Annotated in this window: 22 protein-coding genes; 18 read left to right on the top strand and 4 right to left on the bottom strand. The window is 72.6% G+C overall.

The genetic code is table 11. The features are described from left to right. Positions 1-11: 11 nt before the first annotated feature. From Q6348_RS14220 to Q6348_RS14240, 5 genes are all read left to right on the top strand, one after another. Complete coding sequence (locus Q6348_RS14220; RefSeq protein WP_304602055.1) at positions 12-1,013, top strand: dihydroxyacetone kinase subunit DhaK; 1,002 nt, start codon at positions 12-14, stop codon at positions 1,011-1,013. A gap of 5 nt (positions 1,014-1,018) precedes the next feature. After that, positions 1,019-1,642, top strand: coding sequence for a dihydroxyacetone kinase subunit L (locus Q6348_RS14225; RefSeq protein WP_304602056.1), 624 nt, complete (start codon positions 1,019-1,021; stop codon positions 1,640-1,642). Positions 1,643-1,734: 92 nt separating this feature from the next. After that, positions 1,735-2,544 carry a BtpA/SgcQ family protein gene (locus Q6348_RS14230; protein WP_304602057.1) on the top strand — a complete coding sequence of 270 codons (810 nt, stop codon included), beginning with the start codon at positions 1,735-1,737 and terminating at the stop codon, positions 2,542-2,544. Further along, positions 2,541-4,049, top strand: coding sequence for an FGGY-family carbohydrate kinase (locus Q6348_RS14235; protein ID WP_304602058.1), 1,509 nt, complete (start codon positions 2,541-2,543; stop codon positions 4,047-4,049). Before Q6348_RS14230 ends, Q6348_RS14235 begins: the two co-directional genes overlap by 4 nt. Then, a complete protein-coding gene (locus Q6348_RS14240; RefSeq protein ID WP_304602059.1) occupies positions 4,046-5,146 on the top strand; it encodes an aminopeptidase in 1,101 nt (366 codons plus the stop codon). Before Q6348_RS14235 ends, Q6348_RS14240 begins: the two co-directional genes overlap by 4 nt. 20 nt (positions 5,147-5,166) lie before the next feature. Here Q6348_RS14240 and Q6348_RS14245 read toward each other — a convergent pair whose 3' ends face one another. Together Q6348_RS14245 and Q6348_RS14250 are read right to left on the bottom strand one after the other, a co-directional pair. Beyond that, on the bottom strand, positions 5,167-6,030 hold the full coding sequence (locus Q6348_RS14245) for a hypothetical protein (RefSeq protein ID WP_304602060.1): 864 nt from the start codon (positions 6,028-6,030) through the stop codon (positions 5,167-5,169). Next, a complete protein-coding gene (locus Q6348_RS14250) occupies positions 6,027-6,677 on the bottom strand; it encodes a DUF6318 family protein (RefSeq protein ID WP_304602061.1) in 651 nt (216 codons plus the stop codon). Before Q6348_RS14250 ends, Q6348_RS14245 begins: the two co-directional genes overlap by 4 nt. A gap of 134 nt (positions 6,678-6,811) precedes the next feature. Between Q6348_RS14250 and Q6348_RS14255 the strand changes: the two genes are divergently transcribed. Then, the gene (locus tag Q6348_RS14255) at positions 6,812-7,411 is read left to right on the top strand and encodes a hypothetical protein (RefSeq protein ID WP_304602062.1); all 600 of its coding nucleotides are present in this window, start codon (positions 6,812-6,814) and stop codon (positions 7,409-7,411) included. Between the two features lie 31 nt (positions 7,412-7,442). After that, positions 7,443-8,405, top strand: coding sequence for a zinc-binding alcohol dehydrogenase family protein (locus tag Q6348_RS14260; RefSeq protein ID WP_304602063.1), 963 nt, complete (start codon positions 7,443-7,445; stop codon positions 8,403-8,405). A gap of 75 nt (positions 8,406-8,480) precedes the next feature. Here the strand turns inward: Q6348_RS14260 and Q6348_RS14265 are convergent, their stop codons facing one another. Next, positions 8,481-9,986, bottom strand: coding sequence for a CoA-acylating methylmalonate-semialdehyde dehydrogenase (locus tag Q6348_RS14265; protein WP_434062069.1), 1,506 nt, complete (start codon positions 9,984-9,986; stop codon positions 8,481-8,483). A gap of 540 nt (positions 9,987-10,526) precedes the next feature. On the opposite strand from Q6348_RS14265, the gene Q6348_RS14270 reads away from it, so the two are divergent. The 11 genes from Q6348_RS14270 (at position 10,527) to Q6348_RS14320 (ending at position 21,380) form a co-directional block, all read left to right on the top strand. Next, on the top strand, positions 10,527-11,420 hold the full coding sequence (locus Q6348_RS14270) for a hypothetical protein (protein ID WP_304602064.1): 894 nt from the start codon (positions 10,527-10,529) through the stop codon (positions 11,418-11,420). Between the two features lie 55 nt (positions 11,421-11,475). Next, positions 11,476-12,366: a cyclase family protein gene (locus Q6348_RS14275; RefSeq protein ID WP_304602065.1), complete on the top strand. Its 891-nt coding sequence runs from the start codon at positions 11,476-11,478 to the stop codon at positions 12,364-12,366. A 26-nt stretch (positions 12,367-12,392) separates the two neighbouring features. Further along, on the top strand, positions 12,393-13,448 hold the full coding sequence (locus Q6348_RS14280; protein ID WP_304602066.1) for a zinc-dependent alcohol dehydrogenase: 1,056 nt from the start codon (positions 12,393-12,395) through the stop codon (positions 13,446-13,448). 68 nt (positions 13,449-13,516) lie between these two features. After that, positions 13,517-14,365: an FAD binding domain-containing protein gene (locus Q6348_RS14285; RefSeq protein ID WP_304602067.1), complete on the top strand. Its 849-nt coding sequence runs from the start codon at positions 13,517-13,519 to the stop codon at positions 14,363-14,365. After that, entirely contained in the window at positions 14,362-14,856 is a 495-nt protein-coding gene (locus Q6348_RS14290; protein ID WP_304602068.1) for a (2Fe-2S)-binding protein, read from the top strand. The genes Q6348_RS14285 and Q6348_RS14290 overlap by 4 nt, the downstream gene beginning before the upstream one ends. After that, entirely contained in the window at positions 14,849-17,167 is a 2,319-nt protein-coding gene (locus Q6348_RS14295; RefSeq protein ID WP_304602069.1) for a xanthine dehydrogenase family protein molybdopterin-binding subunit, read from the top strand. The genes Q6348_RS14290 and Q6348_RS14295 overlap by 8 nt, the downstream gene beginning before the upstream one ends. Before the next feature lie 143 nt (positions 17,168-17,310). Further along, positions 17,311-18,567 (top strand): Tm-1-like ATP-binding domain-containing protein, encoded by a 1,257-nt coding sequence (locus tag Q6348_RS14300; RefSeq protein WP_304602070.1) that lies wholly within the window; start codon positions 17,311-17,313, stop codon positions 18,565-18,567. 135 nt (positions 18,568-18,702) lie between these two features. Next, positions 18,703-19,785, top strand: a complete 1,083-nt coding sequence (locus Q6348_RS14305) for an XdhC family protein (protein ID WP_304602071.1) — start codon at positions 18,703-18,705, stop codon at positions 19,783-19,785. After that, complete coding sequence (locus Q6348_RS14310; RefSeq protein WP_304602072.1) at positions 19,782-20,381, top strand: nucleotidyltransferase family protein; 600 nt, start codon at positions 19,782-19,784, stop codon at positions 20,379-20,381. The genes Q6348_RS14305 and Q6348_RS14310 overlap by 4 nt, the downstream gene beginning before the upstream one ends. 175 nt (positions 20,382-20,556) lie before the next feature. Further along, positions 20,557-21,132: a DUF1097 family protein gene (locus Q6348_RS14315; RefSeq protein ID WP_304602073.1), complete on the top strand. Its 576-nt coding sequence runs from the start codon at positions 20,557-20,559 to the stop codon at positions 21,130-21,132. 92 nt (positions 21,133-21,224) lie between these two features. Continuing rightward, entirely contained in the window at positions 21,225-21,380 is a 156-nt protein-coding gene (locus Q6348_RS14320; protein WP_304602074.1) for a hypothetical protein, read from the top strand. A gap of 23 nt (positions 21,381-21,403) precedes the next feature. Here the strand turns inward: Q6348_RS14320 and Q6348_RS14325 are convergent, their stop codons facing one another. Continuing rightward, on the bottom strand, positions 21,404-22,714 hold the full coding sequence (locus Q6348_RS14325; protein ID WP_304602075.1) for a molybdopterin molybdotransferase MoeA: 1,311 nt from the start codon (positions 22,712-22,714) through the stop codon (positions 21,404-21,406). Positions 22,715-22,785 lie beyond the last annotated feature (71 nt).

Genomic DNA, 22,785 nt, shown 5'->3' on the forward strand with positions numbered 1-22,785 from the left:
GACGGAGCGTCATGAAGAAGATCATCAACAAGCCCGAGGACTTCGTCGACGAGTTCGTCGAGGGCATCCTGCTCGCGCACCCGGACCTCGTGAAGACGCCGGGCGACGACCTCCGCGTGCTCGTGCGCGCCGACGCGCCGCTGACCGGCAAGGTCGGCATCGTCACGGGTGGCGGCTCCGGACACCTGCCGCTCTTCAAGGGGTACGTCGGCAAGGGCCTGTGCTCGGGTGTCGCGATCGGCAACGTCTTCAGCTCGCCCAGCTCGGACCAGATCTTCGAAGCCACCAAGGCGGTCGACGGCGGCGCCGGCGTCCTCTACCTCTACGGCAACTACGGCGGGGACGTGTTCAACTTCGACCTCGCCGGCGACCTCGCGGAGCTCGAGGGCATCGAGACCCGCACGGTGCTGGGCCGCGACGACGTCGCGAGCCAGCCGAAGGACCGCCGGCTCGACCGGCGCGGCGTGGCAGGCATCTTCTTCGCCTACAAGGCCGCCGGCGCCGCCGCAGAGCGTGGCGACTCGCTCGACCAGGTCGCCGCCGTCGCCGAGGACGTCGTGGATCACACGGCCACCATGGGCGTGGGCCTCGCGCCGACCATCCTCCCGACGACCGGCAGGCCGAGCTTCGAGCTCCCGGACGGCGAGATGGAGATCGGCATCGGCATCCACGGGGAGCCGGGCTCCCGCCGCGGCCCGCTCGAGACCGCCGACGAGATCGCCGACCACGTGGTCGGGGCGCTCCTGGAGGACCTCGGCCTGGGCGAGGGCGCCCGGGTGGCGGTGCTCGTCAACGGGCTGGGCGCCACACCCCTCGAGGAGCTGTACCTGCTCTACCGACGGACCCACCAGATCCTCGCCGAGCGGGGCATCGAGATCGTGCGCCCGTACGTGGGCGAGTACGCGACGAGCCTCGAGATGGCCGGCGCCTCGATCTCGCTGCTCGAGCTCGACGACGCGCGGCTCCAGCTGCTCGACGCACCCGCACTGTCCCCCTTCTTCCAGGAGCGCTGATCCCCGTGCAGGGCACGAACCTCAACGAACACATCCGAGGCAGCCTCGAGATCCTCGTCGAGTCGGCGGACGAGCTGCGCGACCTCGACCAGGCGCTGGGTGACGGCGACCTCGGCATCACGATCACCGCCGGGTCCCACGCCGTCGTCGCGGAGCTCGAGAAGCTGTCGCCCACGGCGACGCCGACGGAGATCGCTCGCACGTGCGCCAAGGCGTTCGCGAGCGCCAACCCGTCGACCATGGCCGCGCTGGTGGCGGGCGCCCTGCTCAACGGGTCGCGCACGTGGGAGGGCAAGGACGAGATCGGGCTGGCCGAGGCCACCGAGTTCGTCACCGCGGCCGCGAGCAGCATCTCGCAGCGGGGCAAGAGCGAGGTGGGCGACAAGACGATCCTCGACGGCATCGCGGCGGTGGCCGAGGCCCTGCGGACGTCGTCGGACTCCACGGAAGCGACGGACGCAGCGGTGCGCGCCGCCGGACGCGCCGTCGAGGAGACCGCCGGGCTCCAGTCGCGGCGCGGTCGCGCCTCGTGGCTCCAGGAGCGCAGCATCGGCCTGCCCGACCCGGGGGCGACGGCGTTCCAGCGGCTCGTCGAGGCCTGGTCGCGCGTGTCCGCGGCCACTCACTGAACCAGCAGCACCCCAGGGGGCAGGGACCGCACGTGCAGGTCCCTGCCCGGGCCCTCGGGCCGCCACGACCACACGAGAGGAAGTCCGCAACGATGACAACCTGGCTGAGCGAGGTCTTCGACGTCCCGAAGCCCGTGATCGGCATGTGCCACCTGCCTGCCCTGCCGGGTGACCCGGGGTACGACGCGGCCGGCGGCATGGACAAGGTGCTGGCGCACGCCCGGCAGGAGGTCGCGGCCCTCCAGGACGGCGGCATCGACGGCATCCTCATCTCCAACGAGTTCAGCCTGCCGTACCTGACGACCACCGAGCCCATCACCGCCGTGGCGATGGCGAGGGTGATCGGCGAGATCCGGTCGGAGCTGCGGGTCCCCTTCGGGGTCAACGTCCTGTGGGACGGCGTGGCGTCGATCGACCTCGCGGTGTCGACCGGGGCGTCGTTCGTCCGGGAGGTGTTCACGGGGGTCTACGCCTCCGACTTCGGCCTGTGGAACACCGACGTCGGCAAGGCCGCCCGGCACCGGGCCAGGATGGGCGCCACGGGCGTGCGCCTGCTGTACAACATCGTCCCGGAGGCGGCCGCCTACCTGGCCGAGCGGAGCCTGGCCCAGCTCACCCGGTCGACGGTCTTCAACGGCACCCCGGACGGCCTGTGCGTCTCCGGCCTCACCGCGGGGGCCGCGACGGACACCTCCACGCTCGCCGTCGTGAAGGAGAACGCGGGCGCCGTGCCCGTGTTCGTCAACACCGGGGTGCGCCCGGACACCGTGGCCGAGAGCCTGGAGTACGCCGACGCCGCCATCGTGGGGACGTCGCTCAAGCGTGACGGCGTGTTCGAGAACGAGGTCGACCGCGCCCGGGTCGCCGAGCTCATGGCGGTGGTGAGGGGGCTCCGGGCATGACGTTCCTCGGCATCGACGTCGGCACCTTCGAGACGAAGGGTGTCCTCGTCGGTGCCGACGGGGACGTCCTGGCCATCGCCCGCCGCCGGCACGGCATCTCGACCCCGCACCCCGGGCACGTGGAGCACGACCCGGAGTCGGACTGGTGGGCAGGCCTGACCGGGGTCGCCAGGGAGCTCATGCAGCATCCCGGAGCCGGTGAGATCCAGGCCGTCGGTGTGAGCGCCATCGGCCCGTGCGTCGTCGCGGTGACCGAGGACCTCGCCCCGCTGCGTCCCGCGATCCTCTACGGGGTGGACACGCGCGCGACCCGGCAGATCGCCGCCTGGACGGAGCGGCTGGGCGAGGACGAGGTGTTCCGCCGGTGCGGGAACCCCCTGACGAGCCAGTCGGCCGGGCCCAAGATCGGCTGGCTGCGCGAGGAGGAGCCGGACGTGTGGGAACGGGCGCGCTGGTTCATGACCAGCCAGTCCTGGCTCGTGGCGAGGCTCACCGGCGCGGTGGTCATGGACCACGCCACCGCCGGCTACTTCCACCCCCTGTACGACCTCCGGTCCCGTGGCTGGGACGTCAGCGGGTTCGAGGACGTGGTCGCACAGGAGCGGCTGCCGCGGCTGGGGTGGACGACCGACGTGGCCGGGCGGGTGCACGAGGCGGCCGCGGCCGCGACCGGCCTGCCGGTCGGGACCCCGGTGATCGTGGGCACCACGGACGCGCCGGCGGAGGCCGTCGGTGCGGGTGTCGTCTCCGACGGCTCGCTCATGGCGATGTACGGCTCCAGCGGGTACTTCATCCGGGTGGGCTCGAGCCCTCTGACCCACCGCGACCTGTGGGCAGCGCCGTTCGTGCTCGAGGACACCTACGTGCTCGCCGCCGGCACGGCGACGCTCGGGACCGCGACCCGGTGGCTCGCGGACCTGCTGGCCCTGACCGAGGCCGAGGACACGGTGACCTTCGGACGGCTGCTCGAGCTCGCGGGCGACTCGCCGCCGGGAGCCGGGGGGGTCCTGGCCCTGCCGCACCTGGCGGGTGAACGGACGCCGTTCCAGGACCCGACGAGCCGCGCCGCCGTGGCCGGCATGGGATTGGAGCACACGCGCGCCGACGTCGCGCGGGCGGTGCTCGAGGGCACGGGGCACGCGGTCGCCGAGGCCCTCCTGACCTACGAGCGCGCCGGCGTCCCCGTCGAGCGCGTCGTCGCGATCGGGGGGGCCACGAAGAACGACATCATCACGCACACGGTGGCGACGGTGACGGGTCTGTCGCAGGAGGTGGCGGACTCCCCGGGAGCGGCCTACGGCGACGCGCTGCTCGCGGCGGTCGGCACCGGCGCGGTGACCGACCTGGGACCGGACTGCTCCTGGTGGCCGCAGCGGCACGCCGTGCGACCCGACGCCGAGCACGCGGCACGGCTCCGGGCCGACCATCTGGCCTGGGTGGAGCTCTACAGGGCGCTGGCGCCATGGGCGCGGGCGCGGTCCGCAGCGGCGGGGGAGGAGCGATGAGCGGGGAGATCGACTGGGCCAGGATCGGAGCGCTCGTCGCGGACGGCGTCCAGCTCGCGGCCGGCGACCGGGTGTCCGTCTTCACGACGGACAGCTCGGTCATGGCCGCCGTCTCGGCCTTCGTGGAGGAGGGCTGGCGCCGCGGGGCTGTGGTCCAGGTGCTGGCGACCGACGAGCGGTTCGACGCCAGCGCGCTGCGGCACGCCCCGACCGAGGTGCTCGAGCAGGCCATGCCGCTGGAGGCGGCGGCCATGCAGTGGTCGGACGTCCACGTGTCGTTCCGCGCCATGACGAGCCCGGTGGTGCAGGCACCGCCCGAGCGCATCGCGGCACTGCGTCACGGGCGCGGCCTCGTCTCGACGATGCGCTGGGAGAGCACGCGGTGGGCGCTCGTGCGGGTACCGACTCCGCAGTGGGCCGAGGCGATGGGGCTGGACGGCGAGACCCTCGTGCGGGAGTGGGGTGCCTCGTTCGACGCGGACTGGGCCGATGCGGGTCGGCGGATGCAGGCGCTCTGTGACCGGCTCGACCAGGCCCGGCGCGTCGTGGTGGAGGACGCGCACGGCAGGCTCGAGCTCACGACGGCGGGGCGGACCTGGGTGCCCTTCTCGGGCAGCGCCAACTGGCCGGACGGCGAGGTGGCCACCGCGCCGGTCGAGACCCAGGTGGAGGGCTCCATCCGCTTCCCGGGGGCGCTCTCCTTCGGCGGCGTGATGGTGCGTGACCTCGAGCTCGACTTCGAGAAGGGCCACGTCGTGGCCGAGCGGGCGGCGGAGGGAGTCGCCTTCGTGCGGGACCTGCTGGATGGCGACGAGGGTGCGCGCCGGGTCGGCGAGCTGGGGATCGGTACCAACGCTGCGCTGACGACGATGACGGGCGACCTGCTCATCGACGAGAAGATCCTCGGCACGATGCACATCGCCCTGGGTCGCGCCTACCCGCAGTGCGGCGGGGTGAACTCCTCCGCCCTGCACTGGGACATCGTGAAGGATCTGCGGGGCGTGCGCGGGTCCCTGCGGTTCGACGACACGTGGCTGGTCAAGGACGGCGTGGTCCAGGACCTCCTCCGCGAGGCCTCGGTGGGGACGGCGGGCTGACGCCGCTCCTCGGATGGGTCTCAGGGGTTGGCGACCAGGTGGGCGTGGAGCTCGACGACGTGGATCGGGACCGGCGCGGAGGTGGTCGTCGCGGTACCGGCGATGGGGTGGTCCGGGCCTGCGCCGTCGACGCGGTAGCGGCCGCTCCACGTGGTGGTCAGGGTGACCGCGTAGTCACCGTGGTGGGTGAAGGGTCGGGCGACGGTCTGGTGGGGGTACGGCGTGCCGGGATCGCTCGTCACCAGGGGTGGTCGGCCGTCGCCCTGGTCCCAGGCGTACGTGGCCGGTGTGGCGGTGATGGTGACCGGGACGCCGAGGATCGTCGTGTCCAGGACCTGGGGCGTGGGATCGGTGTACATGATCAGGTCCATGCCGACGACGGCCTCCCCGCGGTCGGGTTGCAGGTGGACGGGTGACGGCCGGAGGGGGAGTGCGGCGAAGTCGGCGGCGGTGACGATCACGTCCGCGGGGGCGTCCTCGGGGCACCCGCCGTTGTCCACCTGGACCCACGGGCCCAGTGCCTTCTGCGCGGCGTCGATCTCGCGGCGGAACATCGGCGCCAGGGCCGGCGTGCCGTCAGCGCACAGCCGGGTGGCGACGCCGCCGGTGGTCTCCGCGACGCACCGTTGACCGGGCGCGACCACGCCGTCGTCCCCGCCGCAGAACCGCGACGGGATCCTCCTGCGTTCGTAGCGTGGCCGTGGGGTGCCTTCTCCCGTCGTGCGCGTGGCCTCGCGGTGGGCCTCGATGACGAGCTCATGGGGAGCGGTCCGGCCCCCGAACGTTGTGGTCCCCGACTCGCTGTCACCGGGCTGAGTCGCATGACCGGGGCTGAACGCGAGGACGCCACTGAGCGCGAGCGCGGCGATTCGCCGGATCATCACCGTGCCTCGGTCTCAGGGGCGACCGGTTCGTCGCGCGCAGCGGTCTCGACCAGAATCCAGCGGTCTCCGATGAAGCCCACGTCGACGATGGCGTATCCGGACTCCGATCCGCTCGAGGAGGTTGTCGAGCCGTCCGCTGCGACCAGGGCAGCAGGTTCCGTGACGTATGAGAACTGGACCGCGTGGATGTGCAGCGTGGTGCTGTAGCCCACGAGCGTCGGCTCCGCAGCCCTGAGCCGGCCTCCCTCGAGGCGGCCGCCGGTGCTGAACGCGCTCGTGACGTCGTCGTGGGTGTGGGTGCAGAACTGGCACTCCGGATCGGCGAGGGCGTCCCACTCCGTCAGGTCGCCCGTCGCGATGACGTAGTTGTACAGGTCCAGGAAGTACGCGGCGGCGTCGACCGCGGCCTCGTCGTCGCCGGTGGTCCAGCTCGCGGGCTTGGCGGGTTCCGTGGGCGCGGACGGCGTCGGTGACGCGCTCGCCGTCGACGGTGCCGTGGGCGGTGCCCAGATCGGTGACGCGAGCGTCGACGCCGGTCCCGGCTCCGGTCCGCCGCCCGTGCACGCGGTGACCGACACCGCCGTCCCGACCGCGACCATCACCCACCGCGTCGCGCGCGACGCCCACCGCCCGGCCCCCTGCACCATGATCTGGGAACCTAGCAACGCACGTCAGGGCCCGTGGCGGGTTCGGTGAGTCTGTGGACAGCGCGCAACCGCGTTCGGCGCCTGCGCGGCCCGCTGATCGATGAATCCCGGCGAGGATGGGCATACTGGCGTGCGTGGCACGCATGTTGCCCGTCGACGTCGACGGGACGGTCGGGTGGCGCCAGGGCCGGCGCGGAACCCACGTGGGCAAGCGCATGGTCTACGGCATGGTCGCCGCGGCACTCGCGTGCCTCGACGTGGGGCTGGCGGACCGTGCGTTCGGTGACCACCGCGGGGTGTCCCTGGCGCTGCTGGCGATCGGGCTCGTGGGCGGCCTGGCCCTGCAGGCGGGCTTCAGCGTGGGGGTGTCGTGGTCGCCGGATGCGGCCACCTTCCGCGGGGTCCTGGTCACCCGGGTCATCCCGTGGAGCGCGGTCGCGGGGTTCCGGGTCTCTCCGGGTGCGGCCAGGCTGGTCGCGCGGCCGCTGCGCAGCGACCGGCCGCCCCTCGTCGGGCCTGACCTGCACGGCCTGGTCAACGGTGTCCCGCCCGGGTCGCCGGAGCACGCGGTGCACGCCGCGGAAGCGCTCAACGCCGTGTGGAAGCGGCGGCACCTGAGCGAGGGTGCGGTCCCGCGCCCGATCCGCACCACCGTGAGCCTGCCGGGCGCCCTCCCGCTCGCCTGGCTGCTCGTGCACGCCGCCGCCTCGGTGGTGCTGCTCGGGCTGACCTGAGCCTCGAGGGGATCATCGATAGTCTGGCGGCATGACGATGCATGCCGTCTCCGCCGTGAGCGGGGAGCTCCACGACACCGAGGTCCCGGCACCGGAACCGCAGGCGCACGACCTGCTGGTACGCGTCGAGGCGGTCTCGGTGAACCCGGTGGACGTCAAGACGCTGCGCGCCGCCCACCCCGACCCGCGCATCCTGGGGTTCGACGCCGCGGGCACGGTGGTGGCGGTCGGCCCCGAGGTGTCGCGCTTCACCGTGGGCGACGCGGTCTACTACTGCGGCGACTACACCCGCCCCGGGGCGAACGCGGACCTGCACGCCGTCGACGAGCGCCTCGTCGGGCACAAGCCCGCGAGCCTGTCGTTCGCCGAGGCGGCCGCGATGCCGCTGACCACGCTCACCGCCGCCGAGGCACTGTTCGACCACCTGGGCGCCGGCCCGAGCACCACCGGGACGCTGCTGGTGGTCGGGGCGTCGGGCGGGGTGGGGTCGATCCTGGTCCAGCTCGCCCGGCGGCTCACGGGTCTGCGGGTGATCGGGACGGCCTCCCGCCCGGAGAGCCGCGAGTGGGTCGCCGGCCTGGGCGCGCACGAGGTGGTCGACCACCGGGACCTCGGAGCCACGGTCCGAGCCGTCGCCCCCGACGGGGTGGACGCGATCATCTCCGCCTACACCGACGTGCCGGTGCTCGCCGACCTCCTGCGCCCGTGGGGGCACCTGGTCGCGATCGACGGGTCGCACCACGACGTCGGCCCGCTCAAGCCCGGCTCGCAGACGTTCCACTGGGAGTACGTGTTCGCCCGCCCCGCACACCGCATGCCGGACATGGCCCGGCAGGGCGACCTGCTCGAGCAGGTCAGCGGCGAGCTGGACGCCGGCAGGCTGCGGGGCACGGCCACACGGTTCATCCCGGGCCTGACGGCGAGCGGGTTGCGCGAGGCGTACGAGGCCGTCGGCTCCGGCCGGATGCTCGGCAAGCTCGTCGTGCACCGGTAGGCACGATCGCGGAGGGCGGCCGAGGACGCTGAGGGCGGGCATCGCCGGAAGCTCCGGCGATGCCCGCCCTCGTGCCTACTTGCTCGCGTCGCCGGAGAAGTGGAACGACACCGGCCCGTTGTCCGCACGGTGCGGCCAGCGCTGCGTGACGACCTTGGCGCGGGTGTAGAACTTCACGCCCTCGGGCCCGTAGATGTGGCTCTCGCCGACCAGCGACTCCTTCCAGCCGCCGAACGAGTGCCACGCGACCGGCACCGGGATCGGCACGTTGACGCCGATCATCCCGGCGGTGCCCTGCGCGCGCACGAAGGTGCGGGCCGCCTCGCCGGACGACGTGAAGATCGCGGCGCCGTTGCCGTAGGGGTTGGCCTGGATCGTCGCGATCCCGGTGGCGAGGTCGGGGATCCGGATGATCTCCAGGGTCGGTCCGAAGACCTCCTCCTTGTTGATCGTCATCTCCGGGGTCACGCCGTCGATCAGGGTCGGGCCCACCCAGTAGCCCTTCTCGTAGCCCTCGGGAGCGAACCCGCGACCGTCGACCAGGATGCGGGCGCCCTCCCGCTCCGCGGACGTGATGAGCGAGACGATCCGGTCGCGCGCCTGCGCGCTGATGATCGCGCCCATGTCGGCGTCCGGCGTCATGCCCTCGGCGACCTTGACCCTCGCGGCCTTCTCGGTCAGCCGCGCGACCAGCTCGTCGGCGATCGAGTCCTGCACCAGGGCGACCGGGAGGGCCATGCAGCGCTCCCCGGCGGCGCCGTAGGCCGCGGCGACGAGGTTGTCGGCGGCGTGCTCGAGGTCCGCGTCCGCGAGCACGACGGCGTGGTTCTTGGCCGCGCCGAGGGCCTGGACCCGCTTGCCGTGCTCGGAGGCGACGGCGTGGATGTGCTTGGCCGTGGTCGTGGAGCCGACGAACGACACCGCGGCGATGTCCGGGTGGGTGAGGAGTCGGCCGATGACGTCGCGGTTGCCGTGCACCACGGTGAACGCGCCGTCGGGCAGACCTGCCTCCTTCCACAGCTCCGCGAGGAACATCGCGGCACCCGGGTCCCGGGTCGGGGGCTTGAGCACGAACGTGTTCCCGGTGGCGAGGGCGACCGGCGACATCCACAGCGGGATCATCACGGGGAAGTTGAACGGCGTGATGCCCGCGACCACGCCCACCGGCTGGCGGAACGAGTACACGTCGATCCCGGTCGCCGCCTGATCGGAGTACTCACCCTTGAGCAGGGTCGGGATGCTGCAGGCGAACTCCACCACCTCCAGGCCGCGGCTGATCTCGCCCTTGGCGTCCGAGAAGACCTTGCCGTGCTCGCGCGTGACGATCTCGGCCAGCTCGTCGGTGTGCTGGACCAGGAGCTCGCGGAACCGGAACATCACGGCGGTGCGCTTGGCGAGTGAGTACTCCGACCAGATCTCGAAGGCGGCTGCCGCGCTCGCGATCGCGGTCTCGACCTCGGCCGGGGTGGCGGAGGCCACCTGACCGACGACCTCGCCGGTCGCGGGGTTCTCGACGGGGACCACGACGTCCTCGGCGCCCACGTACGGCTTGCCGTCGATCCAGTGCGGGATGGTGGGGATGGTGCTCACGACTGTCTCCTTCGATCGGTGCTGCTCATCCGCTCGTTCCGCCGTGCGGGCCGACTCCGGGCGATCGAGCTGGGCATGTGAGGCGTCTCGACGTCGGTTCATCGATTGTTCATGAGAGAGGTGTCGACCTGCTGACGATGCCGCTCCAAGGGTTCCGGGGGGAGGGGCTGGCGGCCGCCTCCATCGTTCACCGGATCGGCGGAAGATCATCCCATCACAGGTCAGATGCCGTTTTTCCGGGCCGGCGCGATGACGAGGACGTCACCGACCGATCCCGGGCCGAGGGCCGCAGCCTCGGGGGACACCCGGCGCCACCACCTCCTCGTGTGCTCCTTGACAACGCCTCACGGCCGTACACTACAGTGAATTATCGATGATCTGCGGAGCGGTAGACAAGACCCGCTGCGCGAAGGGAGCCGGCGGCTTGGCACCACGTATCGGGATGGCGAACGGGGCGCGAGGACGCGACCGCGGAGCCCCCGGGCGCGCTGCGACCACGACCGGCTTCGTGAACCAGGAAGGGACACCCGGATGACCAGCAAGCTGCAGCTGAGGGAGCAGTTCTCGGCATGCGGAGCGCCGCTGCGCGTCGACGTCTACGGCGACGCGCCCCGTGAGCACGTGCTCGACGACCTGACCTTCCTCAACTACCGGCTCGCCGAGGTCGTCATCTCACCCGACATCACCGTGGACACCCCGGACATCGTCTGGCAGATGGACGGCGAGAAGGGCGTGAGCTACGACGGTCACACCATGACCTTCACCGGCGACTGGCCGGCCGGCCCGCTGCAGAAGGCGATCGTGACGATGCTGACCCTCCGGATGGAGGAGATCGGCCTGCACCCGTTCCACTCCGCGGCGGTGAACTACCGGGGCAAGACCGTCCTGATCCTCGGCGGGGAGTCGAACCACGGCAAGTCCATGGCGCTGATCGAGGCCGGCGTGCGCGGCGGCGTCCAGGTCGCCTCCGAGACCTCGGTGATCGACGAGCAGGGCGTCGTCGTCAAGGGCTCGGTCGAGCCGTTCCTGGTCAAGCGCACCGAAGGCACCGAGCGTGCCGACAAGGCGGCCCCGAACAAGGGTGTCGAGAAGTTCTGGGGCACGATGCCCCGCTGGGAGATCACCGACCAGCCGGCCGAGATCGACGTCGTGCTGGTCCCGGCGATCGACGGCAACTTCGACCCGAGCACCACCGAGCTCATCCCCTTCGAGAAGCAGTTCCAGGCGCTGCACTCGCTGCAGAACTACCTGCTCACCAACGAGCTCCTCGCCCCCGGGCACCCGATGCCCGTCGTCGACACCGACGAGCGCCGACAGGCGAGGGCCGACTTCCTGCAGTCCTTCTGCACCCGGCCCTTCTTCTTCATCCGTGCGGCCACGCCGCAGGTCCTGCTCGACGAGTTCGACAAGACCTATGACGCTTAGGACCGGCCCGGCCACCCGGCCCGCGCACGAGCGCGACGCTGCAGGAGAGGAACCGATGAGCACCTACGACGAGCTCGGCCGGATGGCCGACTTCCCGGCCGGGCAGGTCGTGAAGGCCGCGTCGATGATCCGCACCGGGACCGTGGTGTCGCTCGCCGGTGTGCGGTTCCCCGGCATGCCGCTGTTCCCCGGTCACCCGCCGTTCCAGGTGCTCAACTACCGCACCCCCCGGGGCATCCGGGCCACCGGTGCCCAGCCGTGGGGCCCGGTCAACGACGTGGGCCTCGGCTACATGGCCGAGTACCTCATGGCGTCGTCCCACTCGGGCACCCACGTCGACGCCCTCGCCCACATGACGATCGGCGAGGACATGCACTGGTACGGCGGGGGCAACCCCGACGAGCACCTGAGCGACTTCGGCCCGATGGTCGGCGACGCGTCCCACCTGCCGCCCTTCTTCACCCGAGGCGTGCTGGTGGACGTCCCGGGGCACCGCGGCGTGCAGTCCCTGGAGGCCGGCGAGCCGGTCGACGTCGACGAGGTCAAGGAGATCCTGGCCGCACAGCGCGTCGAGGTGCGGCCCTGGGACGTGGTGCTGTTCCGCACCGGGTACCTGAGCTGGTGGCCGGACGCCGAGCAGCTCGCGGCGCACCGCACGGCAGGCCCGGACATCTCCGTGGCCCGCTGGCTGCTCGAGCAGGGCGTGGTCGCGGCGGGATCCGACACCGAGACGTTCGAGGTCCAGCCCGCGCCCGACCCCGGGCCGGAGGGCAACCCCCAGCCCGTGCACAACGCGCTGCTCATCGAGAACGGCGTCTACATCCTCGAGAGCGTCGACCTCGAGGAGATCGCACGCCGCAAGGTCTACGAGTTCTGCTTCGTCGCGCTCCCGCTGAAGATCCGCGGCGCGACGGGCTCGATGGTCGACCCGGTCGCCATCTACTGACACACCCGAACAGGAGACGCACAGGCATGACAGAGACGATGGAGGCCCTGGTGGTCCTCGAGCCCTCCGTGCTCGAGATCCAGCAGATCCCGGTGCCGGAGCCGGGCCCGAACGAGGTCCTGGCGCGGGTACGCGCGGTGTCGATCTGCGGCACCGACGCCCACCTGATCCACGGCGACTACCCGGGCTTCTGGCCACCGTCGTTCCCGTTCACCCCGGGCCACGAGTGGGCCGGCGAGATCGTCGCGCTCGGCGAGGGCGCCGACAGGCTGGGGTGGAAGGTCGGGGACCGGGTGGCCGGCACGAGCCACAACGCGTGCGGCGTGTGCCAGAAGTGCGTCGAGGGCCGGTACAACCTCTGCGAGAACTACGGCAAGCCGGGCCTGCACAAGCAGTACGGCCACAGCTATCAGGGCGTCGACGCCACCTACGCGGTGCACAACGTCAAGTGCATCTTCGCGCTGCCCGACTCGATCTCCTTCGACGAGGCCGCGGTGATCGACCCGGCGAGCATCGCCCTGCACGTGGCCCGGCGCGGCAACATCCAGCCCGGTGACACCGTGGTGGTCACCGGCGCCGGGTCGGTGGGCCTGCTCGCGGCGGACAGCGCGCTGGTCTGCGGCGCCGCGCGCGTCGTGGTCGTCGGGCGGGGCTACCGCCTCGCCAAGGCCGCCGCGATGGGCTTCGAGACCGTCGACACCAAGGACGGCGACCCGGTCGCGGCCGTGCGGGCCCTGACCGACGGGCTCGGCGCGGACGTCGTGCTCGAGTGCGCCGGTGTGCCCGAGACCCTCGGATGGGCGATGGCCATGCTGCGGCGCGGGGGGCGGTGCGCCATGGTCGGCATCCCCACGCAGGCCGTGTCGCTGAACGTCCAGCCGCTCGTCCTCGACGAGCTCGAGCTGGTCGGCTCGCGTGCCTCCGCGGGCGAGATGCGGCGCGTCATGCCGTTCGTCGCCAACGGCCGGGTGCGGGCCGGCGAGCTCATCACCCACCACTTCCCCCTGACGGAGTACCAGCAGGCGCTCGACACCTTCAACGACCGCACCAGCGGTGCGATCAAGATCATCGTCCATCCCTGACAGCACCGACCGACGCCGGGCAGGCGCCGGGCGGCTCCTGACAGTCGCTCGAGGAAAGGTCTACGTCGATGGTGACGTACTACAAGGCACACGCCGTTGCCGACGCCCTGGAGGTGCTGGGGCGCACGGACGTCGAGGCCAAGGCCCTGCTGGGAGGCACCGACCTCCTGGTCGGGCTCGGCGATCGGCTCGACAGCGCACCGGGCGTCGTGGTGGACCTCAAGGGTCTCGCCGACGGCGAGCCGCTCGCCGTGACGGAGAGCGGCGTGCGGATCGGCCTGACCGTGACCATGGCGGACCTCCTGGCAGACCCCACGGTCAGCACGTGGTACCCGGCGCTCGCCCAGGCCGCGGGCGAGGTCGGCTCCGTGGCGATCCGCAACCGCGCCACCCTGGTCGGCAACATCTGCAACGCGTCACCGGCCTGCGACACCGCCCCCGCGCTGCTCGTGCACGGCGCGCAGGTGCGGATCGCGTCGGCCGCCGGCGAGCGCGTGGTCCCGATCTCGGAGTTCTTCGTGGGCCCGCGCGCCACGACGTGCGCGCGCGACGAGCTCGTCACCGCCGTCGAGCTGCCCCGCCCCGTGCCGGGCACCGGCAGCGCCTTCCAGCGGCTGACCCGGCGCTGGGGGGTGGACCTGGCGACCGTGAGCGTCGCCGCCGCCGTGCACGGCGACGGCCGGATCCAGCTCGGGCTCGGCGCCGTGGCGCCCACTCCGCTGCTGGTCGACGTGCCGGCCGGCACCGACCTGACCGATCGCGCGGCACTCGACCCGGTGCTCGACGAGGTGCTGGCCGTGGCCACGCCGATCTCGGACATCCGTGCGGGCGCCGACTACCGGGCCGCGATGGTGCGGGAGCTCGCCGCCCGCACCCTCCGGGCGGCCCTCGACTCGACGAGGAGGACCCAGGCATGAGCGTCGGTACCGAGTCGCTGGTGACGGTCACCGCGACCATCAACGGCGAGCCCCGCACCTTCACCGTGCCGGGCCACCGCACCCTGCTCGACGCGCTGCGCTCGGAGCTGGGCCTGACGGGCACCAAGAGCAGCTGCACCGAGGGGGAGTGCGGGGCCTGCACCGTCATGCTCGACGGCCACGCGGTGAACTCCTGCCTGGTGCTCGCCGCCGAGGTCGACGGCCACGAGGTCCTCACCGTCGAGGGCGTCTCCGTCGACGGCGGGACCGACCTCCAGCAGGCGTTCCTCGAGCACGGTGCGGTGCAGTGCGGGTTCTGCATCCCCGGCCAGGTGATGTCCGCCGAGTACCTGCTGTCCCGCAACCCAGACCCCAGCGTGCAGGAGATCCGGGACGCGATGTCCGGGAACCTGTGCCGCTGCGCCAGCTACAACCGGATCGTCGAGGCGGTCCGCCAGACCGCTACGAAGAGGGTGAGCACCCGTGGGTGACGCACTGAAGGCGCAGGAGGTCGGAACCCTGCGGCCGGACGGCAACGTCGGCACCAGGACCAAGCGCTACGGCGGGCTCGAGCGAGCCAGCGGCGCGCAGAAGTACGCCGCCGACCTGGACTTCCCCGAGGCCCTCCAGGTCGCGATCGTGACGATCCCGGTGGGCTGCGCCGACATCCTCGGCGTCGACACCTCCGAGGCCGAGGCCATGCCCGGCGTGGTGGGCGTGCTCACCGCGGCCGACCTGCCGAGTCCGATGCCGCGGTTCGGTGTCTCGCACAAGGACCGCCCGGTGATGGCCGACGGCCGGGTCAACTTCTACGGCGAGCCGGTCGCGGCCGTCGCCGCGCTCACCCAGGAGCAGGCCGACGCGGCGGCGCGCGCCGTCACGGTCGACTACCGCGAGCTGCCAGGGGTCTACACGCTCGACGCCGCGCTGGCTCCCGACGCGCACCTCGTGCAGGACCCGAGCGACCCGACCAAGCGGGCCGGCGACCCGCTGCGCGAGACCAACGTCATCGAGGAGCAGACGATCGCCTGGGGTGACCTCACCGAGCAGGAGGCCAAGGCCGCCCTCGTCGTCGAGGACTCCTACAGCTACCCGATGATGACCCAGTTCCCGATCGAGCCGCTCGCGGTGATCGCCGAGCCGACCGACGCCGGCGGGCTCACGGTCTACACCCCGGTGCAGCACCCCTACCTCATGCAGCGGATCGTCGCCGGGCTGATCGGCAAGACGCTGACCCAGGTGCACGTGATCGCGCCGGACCCCGGAGGCGGCTTCGGCGGCAAGCAGATCCCCAAGTACGAGCCGCTCATGGCGTTCCTCGCCCTCAAGCTCGACCGGACGGTCCGGCTCACGCTGAACCTGGCGGAGACGACGACGGCGATCCGCCGGGCCGGCGCCAAGGTCCATGCCAGGACCGGCTTCAGCGCCGAGGGCGACATCCTCTTCCACCACGTCGTGATCGACTACCAGATCGGCGCGTACGCCGATGTCGCCCCGCGCGTGATGACCAAGGGCAGCTACGTGGGAGGCGGCCCCTACCGCCTGCCGGCGTGCCGGATCGAGGCGCGCGCGGTGCTGACGAACACGCCCGTCAGCACGGCCATGCGTGGCTACGGCGCCCCACAGATCAGCTGGGCCACCGAGTCGCAGATCACCGACGGCGCCCGGCGCCTCGGGCTGGACCCGGCCCGCGTGCGGCTGCGCAACCTGGTCGACAACGGCGAGGAGTTCGTCCAGGGCGAGTTCGCGGGCAAGGCCGACGGCGAGTGGAAGGAAGCCGTCGTCAAGGCCATGGAGCTCGCGGGCTGGGACGATCCGCTGCCCCCGAACCGCGGCCGCGGCATCGCGGTCGGCATCAAGTCCAGCGCGACCTCCGGGCTGTCCCAGAGCCTGGTGCGACTGCTGTACGACGGCAGCGCTATCGTCTACGCGGGGACCTCGGACATGGGTCAGGGTGCCCGGACCATCTGGGCCCAGACCGTCGCGGACGAGCTCGGCGTCCCGGTGGGCAAGGTCCAGGTGATCAGCGGCGACACCGACCTGGTGCCGTTCGACCTGCAGACCTCCGCCAGCCGCTCGACGGTCTTCATGGGCACCGCGGTGCTGCGGGCCTGCCGGGACGTGCGGCGCCAGGTGCGGGAGATGTACGCGGAGCGCGTGGGTGCGGACCCCGGTGACATCGACGACGAGCCGGGTGCGCTCCTCACCCCCGAGGGTGCCGTCACGCTGGACGAGGCGGCCCGGATCGGGCTGGGCGCGCTGCGCGGCGAGGTCCTCGGCCAGGGCACGTGCCGTCTCGAGGGGCGCAAGGGCCACCCGCTGGGCGGCGACGCGTCGTTCTACGAGTTCAACTGCACGATCAGCGAGGTGGAGCTGGACCGGGGGACGGGCCAGTACGTCATCACCCGGCACGTGTCGGTCAGCGACGTGGGCACCGAGCTGAACCCCATCCAGGTCGTCGCCCAGGAGGAGGGCGGCGCGATCATGGGACTCGGCCAGGCCGACATGGAGCAACTCGTGTTCGACGAGCACGGTCGGCTGCTGAACGCGAGTGCGATCGACTACCGGGTGCCCACCTACAAGGACGTGCCGCTGGAGCTCCTGACGGGCTCCGTCGAGAACCACGACGGACCAGGCCCGTACGGCTCCAAGGGCATGAGCGAAGGCCCGATCCTGTGCACCGGCGCCGCTCTCGGGGCGGCGGTCACGGCGGCAGCGGGGGTCAAGGTCACCGACCTCCCCCTGACGGCCGAGCGCATCTGGAGAGCGACCCGAGCCGCGGCGGAGGGCGCCATCGCCTGAGCCGTACGCAACACCGGTCCGTCGACCGTCCGGCCACGCCGTGGGCGCCACGGCGTGATCCGGTCGCGCCGTCGAGCCGTACATACCGCCCACAGCGCAGTGGAGACGGTGCCTCGGCACCGTGGTAGCAAAGGAGGAGTTGCGTGACCAGGAAACCGACCGTATGTCTTGCCGGCACCCTTGACACGAAGGGCGTCGAGTACAAGTACGTCAAGGAGTGCATCGAGAACCAGGGCGTCGACGTCCTGATGGTCGACTGCGGGGTGATCGGTGAGCCCTACTTCACCCCGGACATCCCCTCCAGCGAGGTGGCCGCGGCCGCGGGCATCGACCTGGCCGAGTTCGCCGAGCGCAAGGAGGGCGCCGACGGTCGGACCAAGGCGGTCCTGTCGATGGGTCGTGGTCTCGGCGTCGTGCTGCAGAAGCTGTACGACGAGGGCCGCATCGACGCCGTCTTCGGCATGGGCGGCACGGGTGGGACCGACCTGCTCAGCCCCGCCTTCCGCGAGCTGCCCATCGGCTTCCCGAAGATGATCGTGTCGACGATGGGGTCGGGCAACACCAAGCCCTACGTCGGCCCGTCCGACCTGATCATGGCGAATGCCGTGACCGACATCGCGGGCCTCAACCGGATCTCGCTGCTGGTGCTCGGCAACGCCGCGCACGCGATCGCCGGCATGGCCAAGGGCTACAGCTACGCCCAGAGCCAGGCCAGCGGGAGCAAGCCGCTCGTCGCGATCACGATGTGGGGCGTCACCACGCCCGGCGTGATGCGCATCCGCGAGCAGCTGGAGCGGGACGGCTTCGAGGTCATCATCTTCCACGCGGTCGGCGAGGGCGCGGGCATGGAGGCGCTCATCGACGGCGGCGTCATCGACGGCCTGATCGACTACTCGCTGCCGGAGATCCTCAACCACTGGCACAAGGGTCTGTTCGACCCGGGCATCGACCGCATGGAGGCCGCGATCCGCGCCGGCATCCCGATGGTGGTGGCCCCGGGTGCGCTCGAGGCGTTCAACTTCGGTGCGCTGTCCACGATCCCGCCGGAGTTCGACGTCCCGGAGCGGTACGTCATCGAGCACAACCCGAACGTCAGCTCCCTGCGGGCGACCCCCGAGGAGATGACCAAGCTCGGTGAGTACGTGGCCGACCACGTGAACCGCGCACCGGGGCCCAAGGCCGTGGCGATCCCGTGGAAGGCGACCTGCAACTACGCGCGCGAGGGCAGCCCGTGGGAGGGCCTGGACCTCCACCCGATGTTCGACCCGCTGCTGGCGACGCTCGACCCGAGCGTCGAGGTCGTGCAGATGGACGCGAACATCAACGACCCCGAGTTCGCCGACGCCGTCTACGCCCTGTTCCAGGCACGTTGGGAGCAGGCCAAGGCTGCCCAGGCCTAGGTCGCTCGGGTACGTTCCCGGGGGTCCGGCGGCCACGCACACCTGGCCGCCGGGCCTCCGGGCCACCGCGGGCCCGTCCGGGCCCGCCGCGCGACACCCGGCCGTGCGCGGCCGCGAGGGGAAGGAACCAGAGCTGTGCGCGAGATCCTCGAGGCACTCGGGTCGCCGGTCTCGTGCGCGCTCGTGACCGTGACCCGCACGTTGCACTCGTCGCCGCGCCCGGTCGGTTCCTCGATGGTGGTCCGCGCCGACGGGTCGATCATCGGCAACGTCTCGGCCGGGTGCGTGGACGGTGACGCCGTGCTGACCGCCGAGGACGTCCTGGCCGGCGGGAGGCCCGTGGTCACCCGGTACGGCGTGAGCGACGAGACGGCGATGTCCGTGGGCCTGGCCTGCGGGGGCGAGATCGACCTCGTCGTGTCGCCCGGACCGGCCCCGGCGCTCGTGGACCTGCTGCGCGGGCTCGAGCGCGAGGAGGTGGGCTGCGCGCTGGTCACGGTGGTCTCGCCCGTGGCCCTGCGCGGCCAGCACCTGGCCGTCGGGCCGCAGGAGGTGCGGGGCACCACGGGCGCACCGGCCCTCGACTCGGCCCTGGCCGAGCAGGCTCGCGCGCTGGTCGAGTGCGGGCGGAGCGGCACCGTGACGGTCGCCCCCGATGACACGCAGGCCGAGCCGGTCGACGCCGTGGTGCAGGTCGCGGTCCCGGCACCGCGCATGCTGATCTTCGGTGCCGGAGCCTTCGCGGGCCCGCTCGTGACCGCCGCCCGGTTGGTGGGCTACCGCGTGACGCTCTGCGACGCGCGCGCGGCGTTCGCGACGTCCGCGCGGTTCCCGGACGCCGACGAGGTGGTCGTGGACTGGCCGCACCGCTACCTGGCGGGCACCGTCCTCGACTCCCGCACCGTCCTGTGCTCGCTGGTGCACGACCCGAAGTTCGAGATCCCGCTGCTGGTCGCGGCGCTGCGCAGCCTCGCGGGTTACGTGGGCGCCCTCGGGTCCCGGCGCACCCATGCCGAGCGTGTCGCGGCGTTGCGCCGTGCGGGCCTGGGCGAGGAGGAGATCGCCCGGCTGCGCGCGCCGATCGGGCTCGACCTCGGAGCCGCCAGCCCGGAGGAGACCGCGATCTCGGTCGTCGCCGAGGTGATCGCGGTCCGGTCGGGCGGCACCGGGCGCGAGCTGCGTGACACGACCGGCCGCATCCACGGGGGGTCGACGTGAGCGCCGGGGCGCTCGGGCTGCTCCTGGCTGCCGGCGCCGGCCGCCGGATGGGTACGCCCAAGGCACTCATGGGGACCGTCGAGGGGGGGACCTGGGCCGCGCGCGCCGCCCGGGTGCTGGCCGACGGCGGCTGCACGGACGTGCTCGCCGTCCTGGGGGCGCGTGCCGCTGAGGCGGCCGCGGCACTGCCCGTCGAGGTCGCAACAGTGGTGGCCGAGAACTGGCGCGACGGGATGGGTGCCTCGCTGGCCGCGGGCCTGCGTGCGGCCGCGGAGCACCCCCGTCGACCTGCCGTGGCGGTGGTCCACCTGGTCGACCTGCCCGACGTGCCCGCCGCGGCGGTGCGGAGGGTGCTGGACAGAGCGGACGGGCGGACCGACGCCCTGGTCCGCGCGACGTACGCCGGCCGACCCGGGCACCCCGTGGTCCTCGGCCGGGCCCACTGGGACGCGGTGGCGGCCCAGGCGGGCGGGGAGCGCGGGGCGAACCGCTACCTCGCCGAGCACGACGCCCTCACGGTGGAGTGCGGGGACCTGGCCGAGGGCCGGGACGTGGACACGCCTGAGGCGCTGCGGCGCCCGGCGGCCGGGCTCTGACCCCGGCGGACGGACGACATGACGAATCCACACGGGGGTGAGGCCGATCTCAACGATCATCGATGATTCGGTGCGCTCAGGCGCCGCCTGAGCGCACCCCCGTGACATCCCCCAGCGGGCACCGACGCCCGCGTCGAACAAAGGAGTTCTGGGTCCAATGGAGAAGAAGGAACGCATGCCCCTGTGGCTGGCGGTCGCGATCACCGTGGTGATCGCCCTCCCGCTCGGCCTCTGGCTGAAGGAGTTCAGCCTCCCCCTGTGGATCGTCTTCGCGGTCTGGGCGGAGTACTTCGCATTCGGCGGGACGCTCAAGGGCGCGCGCACGCTCGCGCCGGCGTTCCTCACCGGTGCCGGCGTCGCCCTGGCCGTCCAGGCGTTCGCGACCTTGCTGATCGACCTGTTCGGCAGCGCACAGCTGGTGGTGCCCGGTGACGTCGCGATCCTCGTGGCGTACTTCATCGGGTTCTGCGTGTTCGTGTGGATGATGAAGTTCTTCCAGGTGCTCCAGGGCGGCTCGCTGGCGTACTTCCAGGGGATCGCGCTCACCCTCGGGTCGATCTTCACGGGCCAGGGCGCGGCGTGGGTCGGTCACTCGACCAACAGCTACGCCCTTCTCATCGGCGCGGCGATCGTCGCGATCGTGTCCTGCTTCGCGGGCATCCTGATCGGCTGGATCAACATCTGGCTCAACGGGGTCAGGGACGTCCCGGAGGCAGCTGCGGCCACCGAGGCGGCGGCGGCGACAGCCTGACGCCCGCGGTCGCCGGCGGGCCGGCCACGCCTCACGAGGGTGGGCCGGCCCGCCGTCGTCCGCTCGGGGAGCACTCCGCGACCGTGCACGCGGTGCTGCGGCACCTCGAGGCGGTCGGTTTCGACGGAGCGCCCCGGTTCCTGGGGGTCGGCGCGCGTGGCCGGCTCCTCGCGGACGCCTACGGGTTGGACGTCGGCCTGCGGACCCACGTCGTGCCCACGTCGAACGCCCTGGTTCATGCCCGGTAGGCGTGCCGCTGCGGCGACGGCGCTCAGCGCGGGTGGGGCGCGACCTGCACAGGCAGCTCGGGTGACCACGGCGGGAGCGGGATCGCCGCCATCGCCTGACCGGCCTCGACCTGGGTCACCTCCGCCGGGACCACCGCCAGCGCGTGGGCCAGGTGCAGCGAGCCGACCAGGTGCGAGGCGGAGCCGAGCCGGTGGGTGGGGCGGGCCAGGAACGGCTCGCCCGGCCGCTCCGGCGGCTCGAGGCGCACCGGCGCGTACTGCCGGCGACCGGCGGGGGAGCGCCACGCCTCGGCAGCCCTGACCGGCACCGTGGCGGTCTCGGCGTGCGGGTCACGGCCGGCGAGGACCGCCAGGGCGGGTCGGACGAGCACCCGGAACCCGACGAACGAGCTCACCGGGTTGCCCGGGAGGGCGAGCACCGGCACGTCCCCGTGGGAGGCCGCCAGCGTGCCGAGGCCTTGCGGCTTGCCCGGCTGCATCGCGACCTGGACGAAGCGCACCCGGGGCGACTCGAGGGCCTGGCGCACCACCTCGTACGCGCCCGCGGAGATCCCGCCGCACGTCACCACCAGGTCGGCGGCCTCGGCCGCGCGGGCCAGGACCGCGCGCAGCGTGCCCGGGTCGTCACCCACCCGCTCGGCGACCGGGACGTCGGCACCCCACTCGGTCGCGAGCGCGACGAGCATCGTGAGGTTCGAGTCCGGGATCGTGCCCCCGCCGAGCGCCTCACCGGGCGCCGCGAGCTCGTCGCCGGTCGAGACGACGGCCAGCCGGGGCCTGCGCGCCACCGGCAGCTCGCCGTAGCCCACCGCCGCGGCCGCGGCGAGCGCGGCCGCTCCGAGCCTGGTCCCGGCCGGCATCACGGGCGCGCCCACCGCCACGCCCTCGCCGCGGTGGCGCACAGAGGCGCCGACCACCACGGGCTCGAGGACGCGCACCGCGGGGGGCAGCGGCACCGACCCGCGCGGCTGGTCGGTCAGCTCGACGGGCACCACGGCGTCGGCGCCCTCGGGCAGGGGAGCGCCGGTCATGATGCGGATCGCGGTGCCGGGGGCGAGCACGGACGCACCGCGTGGCCCGGCGGGCTGGTCGTCCGCGACCGGCAGCTCGACGGGCCGCCCGGCGGACGCGCCGGCCACGTCGGCGGCGCGCACGGCGAACCCGTCCATCGAGGAGTTGGTGAACGGGGGAGCGGGCAGCCGGGCGGTGAGGTCCGCCCTGAGCGTCAGCCCCAGGCACGCGGCGAGCGGAAGCGTGGCTGCCGGCGGTGGGCTCACCAGCTCCAGGATCTCGGCGAGGTGCTCGTCAACGGTCCTGGTGGGCGACTCGGGCATCCGCGTTCCTCTCCTCGCGGGCAAGGGCGCTTGCCCGATCATCGATCATCCGGCGCGCGGAGCGCGCCAGC

This window comes from Actinotalea lenta (assembly GCF_030586465.1).
Taxonomy (GTDB): domain Bacteria; phylum Actinomycetota; class Actinomycetes; order Actinomycetales; family Cellulomonadaceae; genus Actinotalea; species Actinotalea lenta.

Coding starts and splice junctions, on each gene's coding strand:
- Q6348_RS14220 (WP_304602055.1), top strand. CDS start 12: ATGAAGAAGATCATCAACAAGCCCGAGGACTTCGTCGACGAGTTCGTC.
- Q6348_RS14240 (WP_304602059.1), top strand. CDS start 4,046: ATGAGCGGGGAGATCGACTGGGCCAGGATCGGAGCGCTCGTCGCGGAC.
- Q6348_RS14260 (WP_304602063.1), top strand. CDS start 7,443: ATGACGATGCATGCCGTCTCCGCCGTGAGCGGGGAGCTCCACGACACC.
- Q6348_RS14275 (WP_304602065.1), top strand. CDS start 11,476: ATGAGCACCTACGACGAGCTCGGCCGGATGGCCGACTTCCCGGCCGGG.
- Q6348_RS14250 (WP_304602061.1), bottom strand. CDS start 6,677: ATGGTGCAGGGGGCCGGGCGGTGGGCGTCGCGCGCGACGCGGTGGGTG.
- Q6348_RS14285 (WP_304602067.1), top strand. CDS start 13,517: ATGGTGACGTACTACAAGGCACACGCCGTTGCCGACGCCCTGGAGGTG.
- Q6348_RS14290 (WP_304602068.1), top strand. CDS start 14,362: ATGAGCGTCGGTACCGAGTCGCTGGTGACGGTCACCGCGACCATCAAC.
- Q6348_RS14325 (WP_304602075.1), bottom strand. CDS start 22,714: ATGCCCGAGTCGCCCACCAGGACCGTTGACGAGCACCTCGCCGAGATC.
- Q6348_RS14280 (WP_304602066.1), top strand. CDS start 12,393: ATGACAGAGACGATGGAGGCCCTGGTGGTCCTCGAGCCCTCCGTGCTC.
- Q6348_RS14230 (WP_304602057.1), top strand. CDS start 1,735: ATGACAACCTGGCTGAGCGAGGTCTTCGACGTCCCGAAGCCCGTGATC.
- Q6348_RS14315 (WP_304602073.1), top strand. CDS start 20,557: ATGCCCCTGTGGCTGGCGGTCGCGATCACCGTGGTGATCGCCCTCCCG.
- Q6348_RS14270 (WP_304602064.1), top strand. CDS start 10,527: ATGACCAGCAAGCTGCAGCTGAGGGAGCAGTTCTCGGCATGCGGAGCG.
- Q6348_RS14235 (WP_304602058.1), top strand. CDS start 2,541: ATGACGTTCCTCGGCATCGACGTCGGCACCTTCGAGACGAAGGGTGTC.